Annotated in this window: 5 protein-coding genes; 4 read left to right on the forward strand and 1 reads right to left on the reverse strand. The window is 44.2% G+C overall.

The features are described 5' to 3' along the window. The first annotated feature begins 115 nt into the window (after window positions 1–115). The gene (locus QUB06_RS33625) at window positions 116–604 is read left to right on the forward strand and encodes a hypothetical protein (RefSeq protein ID WP_333439066.1); all 489 of its coding nucleotides are present in this window, start codon (window positions 116–118) and stop codon (window positions 602–604) included. A gap of 973 nt (window positions 605–1,577) precedes the next feature. After that, complete coding sequence (locus QUB06_RS33630; protein WP_333439068.1) at window positions 1,578–2,330, forward strand: hypothetical protein; 753 nt, start codon at window positions 1,578–1,580, stop codon at window positions 2,328–2,330. 313 nt (window positions 2,331–2,643) lie between these two features. Here the strand turns inward: QUB06_RS33630 and glmU are convergent, their stop codons facing one another. Continuing rightward, entirely contained in the window at window positions 2,644–4,032 is a 1,389-nt protein-coding gene (gene glmU, locus QUB06_RS33635) for a bifunctional UDP-N-acetylglucosamine diphosphorylase/glucosamine-1-phosphate N-acetyltransferase GlmU (RefSeq protein ID WP_333439069.1), read from the reverse strand. A gap of 635 nt (window positions 4,033–4,667) precedes the next feature. Here glmU and QUB06_RS33640 point away from each other — a divergent pair. Both QUB06_RS33640 and QUB06_RS33645 read left to right on the forward strand, forming a co-directional pair. Continuing rightward, window positions 4,668–5,621 carry a hypothetical protein gene (locus QUB06_RS33640; RefSeq protein WP_333439071.1) on the forward strand — a complete coding sequence of 318 codons (954 nt, stop codon included), beginning with the start codon at window positions 4,668–4,670 and terminating at the stop codon, window positions 5,619–5,621. A 26-nt stretch (window positions 5,622–5,647) separates the two neighbouring features. Further along, window positions 5,648–6,472 carry a sulfurtransferase gene (locus tag QUB06_RS33645; protein WP_333439073.1) on the forward strand — a complete coding sequence of 275 codons (825 nt, stop codon included), beginning with the start codon at window positions 5,648–5,650 and terminating at the stop codon, window positions 6,470–6,472. Window positions 6,473–6,566: the final 94 nt, after the last annotated feature.

Consider the following 6,566-nt stretch of genomic DNA (forward strand, 5'->3'; position numbering starts at 1 on the left):
CAAGTTACATCATCAAATATTTTTAACTGGTTTACACACTGCTGTTATTGTACCTCATCTTTCTGAGAAAGGCTATAAGTAATTCACCTTGTTTGTGAAAATCCAAAATAAACTGATGAAAATTCTCACGCGGACACCAACTAAACTAACAATTAAAACAGCGAGCGCCTGGGATGGTTTGCTATTAATTTCTCCCTTCATCGTCATTGGACTATTGCAGATTATTTTAGCATCAAATTGGATAGGTGGAGGTATATTTCTGTTGTTTTCGCTGTCTTTGTTGGACGGGGCGATAGATGAAACATACATTTTTGATAAAACTTTTAGCAAAATGACCATTAAACGACGGGGTGTGTGGCTTCATGATGTTACCGAATGCTCAACTCACGAGATTTCTGCGGTGGAATTAGAGGAAATAGGAGATAGCGAGGGAAATCGTAGCTATTATGTTGATTTGTGGATGTTCGGGGGCGAGATCATCTGTTTAAGAAGCTATTCCCTAACCGAACAATACAAAATGGCTGACTTGATTCGCAGCTATATCTCGATTAACGATAATCGCACGCTTAGCAATGTATTTGCCCTACAAATCGGTGAACCCTAGCTATCGCGTAGGCAATCGCCCAAATCCATAACTAAGCTGTTGTGCATTTAAATGGGAGCATCTCATATTTGTAAAAACACTTATTATGGCTCCTTCCTTCTTCCTCCTTCCTTCTTCCTTCTTCTTTCCTCCTGACTCCTGACTCCTGACTCCTGGCTCCAATTTCTAGCGGAGGGCTGCATAAGTGAAATGCTCCCATTTAAATTTTGTGTTGAGGGCGGGCTTTCGGGCCCAACCCCTACTCCCCACAAGAGTGAAAGTTTATTTGACCATGCAATTTAAATGCGGATTAGCTTAACGATAATTAAGTAGGCGCAAATAAACCTGATAATGTAACAAAATGTAAACCTTTTTTCACCTTGGTGATTACGGGAGCATCTCATATTTGCAAAAACACTTCTTTCTTCTTCCTTCTGACTCTTTTCTCCTAGCTCCTGACTCCTGACTCCTAATTCCAATTTCGAGCTTTGCTGCTTTCATTGAGATGCTCCGGGTGATTACTTTCCTACGGAGCGCGAAGCTAACGTCTCATTCCCATAACATAATTAATATATTTTTAAGATTCATCTATTTTAAATCACGGAAAGCTATCTTAAACACGCCCGCAGGTAAACTCGCGACCTTGATAATTAAGTAGGCGCAAATAAACCTGATAATGTAACAAAATGTAAACCTGTTCTCACCAGAGTGATTACTTTCCTACGGCTCGCGAAGCTAAGGTCTCATTCCCATAAGATAATTAATATACTTTTAAGATTCATCTACTTTAAATCACGGAAAGCTATCTTAAACCCAGCCGCAGGTAAACTCCCGACCTTTGTTGTCGGTCAGACATTTTAGTGCTAATCTATTAGCAGAATAAAAGGGGTCATGGCAAAGGACGACTTCAAATAATATATAAGTTAACAATTTGGCTGAGCGGGGTCAGGAAGTCGATGTGTAGCCTCAATTTTGGAATAAAAGGGTGAGATAAATGAAAATAATCAAGCAAACAGCCAGTGAATTAATAATTCAGACTCAAAGCATATTTGATTTTTGGCTCCCTAGTTGTTTATTCATGGCAGTTGGACTGATATCGCTGACTTTTGACTATCATGCAGCAACCCTGAACTGCCAGCGATTGAAGGCAAAACAAGGAAATTGCCAGATTGTGCGATCGAATTTACTGGGGTCGAACATCAAAGAAATTGAGCTGGCTTCTTTGCAGGGAGCTAAAGTTGAAAGATGTGGCTATAAAACCAGAGTTGTACTTTTGACTTCTGTGGGCACTGTTCCTTTCACTGCTAACTCCACTAATTGGGGAACCCAAGACGCTGTGGCTTCTGACATCAATTATTTTGTTAAAAATGCAAAAAATGGATTGCTGCGCTTAAGCCAAGAGGATCACTGGTTGGGATGGACAGGAGCCATATTTTTGCTCGCAGGAATCGCAGTGATCGTCTTGAGAAATAATGAAATCTACAGCTTCGATGAAACTTTAAACACCTTGACTGTTAAACAGCGGGGTTTGTGGGCACGTAAAGTAATGGAATACTCTCTGTGCGATATTTATGGTGTGGAAGTCGATCGCACAAAAGATCGGGATCATGACATTTGGTACGAAGTCAGGCTGTTAGCTTGTGGAGGCTCTCGCATCTCCTTACCCCGCACCATGAACCCATACCAGCAAGCAAAAATCGCCAAAGCGATTAACAACTATCTGCACCAGCAAAATAACCAAAAATAGCCGATCGCGATCCACCCGATTTCTCAAGGTTGCGGACTTACGCAGAAACCGGGTTTTTCACCAAAATCTCTTCTAGGGATCGCGAATTAAATAATTTACACTCTTGAAAGTGGGGAGTAGGGGTTGGGCCTAAGAGCCCGCCCTTTCTGGACGGGCGGGACGCCCATCCCACAAGAACCATCACGCATTGTAAGTTATTTAATTCTCATTCCTAGAGTGCGATCGCTTCCGTTATAAAAACCCGGTTTCTTTGGTATCCAGTGCGAAACTCGCGATTGGGTGGAAACTCATCATCTAAAAAGTGAACAATCGTTCACTTTGTAGGTTCTTTCAACTTCCAACCTGGTTTGACAACTTGCCGGGAACGGGCAATTACTAAACAATCATTCGGCACATCTTCTGTCACCACAGAACCCGCCGCTACATTAACATCTTCGCCCAAAGTTATCGGTGCAACCAGCACGCTGTTAGAACCCGTTTTACTCCGATCGCCTATTTGAGTTTTGTGCTTGTTTTTTCCGTCATAATTCGCCGTAATTGTCCCAGCACCGATGTTGACTTTTTCTCCCAAAGTCGCATCGCCTAAATAAGACAAGTGAGCGACATTAGTTCGATCGCCTATTTGAGTATTTTTCAATTCTACAAAATTGCCGACGCGACAGTTCGCTCCAATTTCTGCGTGTCCCCGCAAGTGTGCGTAAGGGCCAATTCGCGAATTTTCAGCAACCATACTGTCAGCAACCACCGAATAAAGCACAGTCACATTTTCCCCAATCTGACTGTTTTCGATCAAACTGCCGGGGCCGATGCGACTCCCAGAGGCGATCGAAGTATTTCCCCGCAAGTGAGTTTGCGGTTCAATTACCACATCCGGCTGCAACTCTACGGTATCGTCAATGGTGATGCTGTTGGGATCGAGCAGCGTCACTCCCGCCGTCATCCACTTGTCCTTTACCCGCGTTTGCAAAATATCGCAAGCTGTAGCTAAATGTTTGCGATCGTTAATTCCCAATATTTCTTGATAATCTTCCACATCCACCGCCATCACCGGACTGAGGAAATTTACCGTATCAGTTAGGTAATATTCTTTTTGGTCATTGTCTGCCTTCAATTCTGGCAAAATTTTCTCTAAATCCGGCCAGTGAAAGCAGTAAACACCTGCATTGATTCGGTGATTTTGCTTTTGAGCTTGTGTGCAGTCGCGGTCTTCGACAATTTGCTGGACTAAGTTTTGACTGTCAGTAAATACTCGACCGTACCCTTGAGGACTCGGCAAATTAGCTGTCAATAAAGTAGCAGAGTTTTGGTGCTGTTTGTGAATAGCCATCAATTGTTTGATAGTTTCGGCCCTCAGCAAAGGTACATCCCCATTTAAGACCAGCAAGTCTCCTTGAAATCCCTCTAAGTGAGGCAGCAATTGTTGGATGGCATGACCTGTTCCCAATTGTTCGGTTTGTTCGACAAATTCTAGGGGAGGAGATTGAGGATTTTTCCCTGATATTTCTTGGCCTCGAATCAGGGATTCTTTAACGAGTTCGCCTCGATAACCGACGATGACAAGTCGCCTGGTAATTTGAATTTCTTGACAACTTTGGAGGACTCGCTCAACTAGCGATCGACCGCCCAATTCGTGTAGAACTTTAGGCAAGTCAGATTTCATGCGCGTGCCGCGTCCAGCAGCTAAAATTGCTATTGCTACCATTGTGCGATCGAGTTATTTGCTATAAAAACTTGAATATTCACTAACTGATGATATCACTCGCTGTCCGCCGATGGCACTGCGATCGCACAAATTTTTCATCTAAAATTTCCCATCTCCCATCCGCGCGATCGAGGATTTTTCCAGGCGGATGCTGGTTGTAGGGGCGATGCTTGCAATATCTGGACTGGCGCACCCGGTATCAAAAACCTGGTTGCAGCAACAGTATTTGGCGGCTGATCAAGACGACTTGCATTCCTCACTACAAACCTGAGTTCGTTTGGGAATAAGGACTGCGAGTCTTTTCCCAAGGGCTGGGAGGGGGAGCGAGAGTGATAATTTGCGTATTTGGGCTGGGATTTGCCACGATACATTATACTATTTGTTGAATTTCAGTTAGGGTGTTTTCAACTTTAAAAAAATTATTTCTGACTTTTTCATTAATTCTGCCTTCTATAGCAACTGCGCCCGAAGGTTAAGACGTTCTTAATTGCTGAAACATGAGCTATCACATTGCTTCTGACTTCTCTGCTAAATAACTAAAGCCTTCTGACTTCTTCCATCCGTTACATCTGTTACGTAATCCGTTACCGAACTTCCTTCTACCTTCTACCTTCTGCATTATCAGGTGTCCAGCTATGACAGAGCTTAATTTTCAGGAACTTGCCAAGCAGGGAAATCCGCAGGCCATCGCATCTTGGCTAAACAGCCAGTTGCAATCTGAAGGCATCACAGCCTCGGCAAATCTCGACGGCGATTGTTTGGATGTAATTCTTGAGGCCGAGCAAGTACCGATAGAAGATACATTAGTTGATTTTGTTCGCACCGAGCTGACGAATTTGCAGCCGGATTCGATTCGCAAAGTGAAGGTTGAGGGCCGAGAAAGCGGTCAGATTGCTGCTGCTTGGAGTCAAGAGTTTAGTTTAGAGAACAGCACTTTTGAACAACAGAGCTTTGCAGGAGAATCTGTGCCAAATACTGCTGTTGCTAATATGGACGATCGCACAGAGATGGAGAGCAATATTGAGGAAGAAAAACCGCCGGAACTTGCTGCTTTTGAGAACCGGCTGCGATCGACTTTCATTGTAGTCGGGCTAGTAACGGGTATGTTGGCGATCGCCGTGGTGGCGTTTGTCGGTAAAATTTTGAACCAGCCAGCAGCAACTGCTGGGAATAATCCCGATGGAACAGCAGATTTAGCAACTGCACCAGATACTTTTCGAGAAGCCGTTAACAGCGCACTCACAGCAGCAGAGTTAGGGCGATCGGCAAAAACCAAGGAAGATTGGACGACAGTTATCGATCGTTGGCAAGAAGCGGTCTCATTAATGAGAAGAGTACCAGTGTCTAGCCCCAACTATCAACTCGCTCAATCAAAAGTAATCGAGTATCAGAAATATCTGCTTTACGCTCAAGAAGCAGCAGTAACTCCCCCTCTGCCAACTCCAACTCCCGCGCCCGCCGAAAAATCACCTTCGGAAAAAGCAACTCCTAAAAAATCAAATTCGCCCAAAGAAACTTCGGAAAAAGCAACTCCTAAAAAATCTCGTACCGACAAAGCCGAACCCGATAAAAAAGCTCCTTCCCGATAAATGTTAAAATATTGATTTGAAGAATTATGACTGACAACACTTTAATCATTTCTCCTGAATGGTTGGCCACCAATACCGACAATCCGCAAGTTGTAATCATTGACTGTCGTTTTTCCCTTGCTGACCCTGAATTGGGACAAAAACAATATCAAGAAAGTCACATTCCCGGAGCTTTCTATTTAGATTTAAACCGCGATCTCGCGAGTTCAGTGGGCAAACACGGCGGCAGACATCCGCTGCCAAATATTGAAGAATTAGCTGATAAATTGAGCGCGATCGGCATTAATTCACCAGAAACTTTAGTCGTCGCCTATGACGATTCGCGACTGGCTTTTGCAGCTCGCTTGTGGTGGCTGCTGCGATATATGGGACACAGCAAAGTCGCTTTGTTAGACGGCGGTTTCAGCGGCTGGAAAGCGGCGGGCTATCCGGTAACAAATACTTGGCCCGATCCCCGCGAGGGTAAATTTGTTGCTCACTTGCAGCCGGATTTGGCGGTAGATATTGAGGCGGTAAAAGAGCGTAAAGACTTGCCGGGAAACTTTTTGGTTGATTCGCGAGAAAGCGAGAGATATGAAGGTTTGCGGGAGCCGATAGACCCCATTGCAGGTCACATTCCGGGTGCGGTTAACTATCCGTGGCAAGGGGTGACGGATGAAACTGGAAAAGTGCGATCGACCTCGGAACAAAAACACCGATGGACGGAATTAGAAAAAGCCGAAGAAATTATTGTTTATTGCGGTTCTGGGGTGACTGCTTGCGTTAATTTACTGTCTTTAGAAATCGCCGGAATTCCCGATGCTAAACTTTATGTCGGTAGCTGGAGTGACTGGTGTTCTTATCAGTTGTAGGGTACAGGAGCGAGAGGATTGTTGACTGTTGACTGTTGACTGTTGACTGTTGACTGTTGACTGTTGACTGTTGACTGTTGACTGTTGACTGTTG

It is taken from the genome of Microcoleus sp. D2_18a_D3, assembly GCF_036702455.1.
In the GTDB taxonomy this organism is placed as follows: Bacteria; Cyanobacteriota; Cyanobacteriia; order Cyanobacteriales; family Microcoleaceae; genus Microcoleus.

Coding starts and splice junctions, on each gene's coding strand:
- QUB06_RS33625 (WP_333439066.1), top strand. CDS start 116: ATGAAAATTCTCACGCGGACACCAACTAAACTAACAATTAAAACAGCG.
- QUB06_RS33630 (WP_333439068.1), top strand. CDS start 1,578: ATGAAAATAATCAAGCAAACAGCCAGTGAATTAATAATTCAGACTCAA.
- glmU (WP_333439069.1), bottom strand. CDS start 4,032: ATGGTAGCAATAGCAATTTTAGCTGCTGGACGCGGCACGCGCATGAAA.
- QUB06_RS33640 (WP_333439071.1), top strand. CDS start 4,668: ATGACAGAGCTTAATTTTCAGGAACTTGCCAAGCAGGGAAATCCGCAG.
- QUB06_RS33645 (WP_333439073.1), top strand. CDS start 5,648: ATGACTGACAACACTTTAATCATTTCTCCTGAATGGTTGGCCACCAAT.